The 2,533-nt window shown below is 62.7% G+C and carries 4 protein-coding genes; 1 reads left to right on the top strand and 3 read right to left on the bottom strand.

Annotation, left to right across the window (positions count from 1 at the left end):
• Both earP and MUW49_RS14530 read right to left on the bottom strand, forming a co-directional pair.
• Positions 1–356 (bottom strand): elongation factor P maturation arginine rhamnosyltransferase EarP (gene earP / locus MUW49_RS14535; RefSeq protein ID WP_244812903.1); only part of this gene is annotated, 356 nt, incomplete at its 3' end.
• Positions 357–451: 95 nt separating this feature from the next.
• On the bottom strand, positions 452–1,495 hold the full coding sequence (locus tag MUW49_RS14530; protein ID WP_010673790.1) for a GMP reductase: 1,044 nt from the start codon (positions 1,493–1,495) through the stop codon (positions 452–454).
• A 391-nt stretch (positions 1,496–1,886) separates the two neighbouring features.
• Here MUW49_RS14530 and MUW49_RS14525 point away from each other — a divergent pair, with 391 nt between their 5' ends.
• Positions 1,887–2,366 (top strand): ATP-dependent zinc protease, encoded by a 480-nt coding sequence (locus tag MUW49_RS14525; RefSeq protein ID WP_041201491.1) that lies wholly within the window; start codon positions 1,887–1,889, stop codon positions 2,364–2,366.
• 24 nt (positions 2,367–2,390) lie between these two features.
• Here MUW49_RS14525 and MUW49_RS14520 read toward each other — a convergent pair.
• A partial coding sequence (locus MUW49_RS14520; protein ID WP_210537842.1) for a transposase occupies positions 2,391–2,533 on the bottom strand: 143 nt, incomplete at its 5' end.

Below are 2,533 nucleotides of genomic sequence, written 5' to 3'. Positions count from 1 at the left end.
GGGGGGGGGGTCTGCTCGGCCATGCGTTCGATAAAGAGGGCGGGCAGCTCGCAGGCAAACGCCTCGATGACCACCCTGGCCGGTGTCATGTCGGCGGGGAGGCGCTCGTGCCAGTGCTGGACATAGATGCCATCGACCCACTGACCGTCCTGTGCGGGGTCGAGCGCCGGGCAGATGCGGGCGAAGCTAGCCAGATCGTCCACCCAGAGCCGCACCTGCAGCTCACTCTTCTGCGCCGGGAGCGCGCCTTCCTGTTTGAGCTGGCGGGCGAGTCGCCAGGTGACGCCGATGTCACCGAAGTTGTCGACGACGCAGCAGAAGATGTCCCAGTCGAAGGGGGGGAGAGGGCTTGTCATGGCGCGGGATCCCAGATGCAAAAAAACCGGTGCGCAGGGTAGCACACCGGTTGGTCGGCTTCTAACCGTCAGCGCGTGACGGGGTCTGTGGCAGGTTACTCCTTGCCGTAGACGTTGTTCTCCTGCTCGCGCACCCGGATGAAGGTGGTGCGTTTGGTGAGCTCTTTCAGCTGGCTGGCACCCACATAGGTGCAGGTGGAGCGCACCCCGCCCAGGATGTCGCGCACCGTGTTCTCCACCGGGCCGCGGTAGGGCAGCAGCACGGTTTTGCCTTCGGAGGCGCGATACTCGGCGACACCGCCGGCGTGCTTGTCCATGGCGCTGGCCGAGCTCATGCCGTAGAACTTCATGAAGGGCTCGCCATCGACCTCGACGATTTCACCGCCGCACTCTTCGTGAGCGGCCAGCATGCCCCCCAGCATCACGAAGTCGGCACCGCCGCCAAACGCCTTGGCCACATCCCCCGGGCAGGTGCAGCCGCCGTCACCGACGATCTGGCCACCCAGGCCGTGGGCCGCATCGGCACACTCGATGATAGCGGAGAGCTGCGGGTAGCCGACCCCGGTCTTGACCCGGGTGGTGCAGACCGAGCCCGGGCCTATGCCCACCTTGACGATGTCGGCGCCGGAGAGGATCAGCTCCTCCACCATCTCGCCGGTCACCACGTTGCCAGCGAGGATGACGTGGTTCGGGCAGGCCTCGCGGATCTTGCGCAGAAACTCGACGAAGTGCTGGGAGTAACCGTTGGCCACGTCCACGCAGATGAAGCGCAGGGCGCTGGACATCGCGAGGATCTGGCGGGTCTTGGTGAAGTCCTCCTCCGAGGTGCCGGTGGAGACCATTACGTGGCCCAGCAGGGCCGGGTCGGTCTCATTGACGAAGGTTTGCCACTGCGCAAGGCTGTAGTGCTTGTGCACCGCCGTCATCATCTCGAAGCTGGCCAGGGTACGCGCCATGGCGAAGCTGCCGACGGTATCCATGTTGGCGGCGATGACGGGCACGCCCTGCCATCGGGTCTGGGTGTGCTTGAAGGTGAACTGGCGGGTCAGGCTGACTTGGGAACGGCTCTTGAGAGTAGAGCGCTTGGGGCGAAACAGGACATCCTTGAAACCGAGCTTCAAGTCTTCTTCGATACGCATTGCGAATTCCTTATTGAGCCTTGTGTGAGAGGTCACTTTGCAGTGGCAACTTTTCGGCAGGCGCAAAAAAACCGGTGGTTTTCAGGCCCTCCGGTTTACAGCAGTGTAGGCAAAAATCCCGTCAGAACAAGACTGATAATTCACGCACCGCTGTGGTAGCCTTTGGCGTCACAACCTGAGGATAGCCGCCAGCGTCATCCAGCACCCTGTTCTCCCCTCGTTTTCCTACTGCATTCCCCACTCACGCGCCGTACCCGGCATGGATTGTCGTCTGTTGGTACCGCGTCCAGAGCCCGCTCCCCTGCGCGCCAGAATCCGGTTGACCCGGCAGTTGGCTGTGATACATCTGGGCGCAAGACTGACAAGGCGAGAGAGCAAGATGGGCAAGAGAATGGTGGCGGCGGCCATGATGTGGGCGCTGTGCGGCAGCGCGATGGCGGCCCAGACCAGCTATGGCTGGATCGAGAAGGGGGTGCTGATGCCCTACGGGGTGGCGGTCAAGATGAAGCTCGATACCGGTGCCCTCACTTCGTCGCTGGATGCCCGCGACCTGAAGCATTTCAAGAAGGATGGCAAGCCCTGGGTGCGCTTCAACCTGGTGCTGACCGATGCCAATACCGACAAGGTGGTGCGCCGGAGCGTGGAGCGACCGGTGGAGCGCAGCGTGACGGTGCGCGGGGCGGGCGGCATGGAGCAGCGCCCGACGGTGACCATGTCCGTCTGCGTCGGGGACCAGGTCTACAAGGAGTGGTTCACCCTGCGGGATCGCAGCAAGATGATCTACCCGGTGCTGCTGGGGCGCCGTCTGCTGGCGGAGCTGGGACCGGTGGATTCGAGCCGGACCTTCACGGTACAGCCCACCTGCGACTAGGGTGGTGCAGCCATGAAAAACGGTTCATCGCGGCTTTCCGGGGAAGGCCGCCTTGATTTTCAGAAAAAAGTATTCTGAGTCCCTAAATCCATATGCCATACGCTTTATCACTTTGATCTTGTTGTTCACCCCTTCCAGCACACTCGTGTGCATCGGGTAGTTTGCAC

This window comes from Aeromonas sp. LsrichE-8G (assembly GCF_022869435.1).
GTDB lineage: Bacteria > Pseudomonadota > Gammaproteobacteria > Enterobacterales > Aeromonadaceae > Aeromonas > Aeromonas caviae.
Note: the sequence above shows the minus strand (reverse complement) of the source record. Positions and strands in the feature narration are given on the sequence as shown.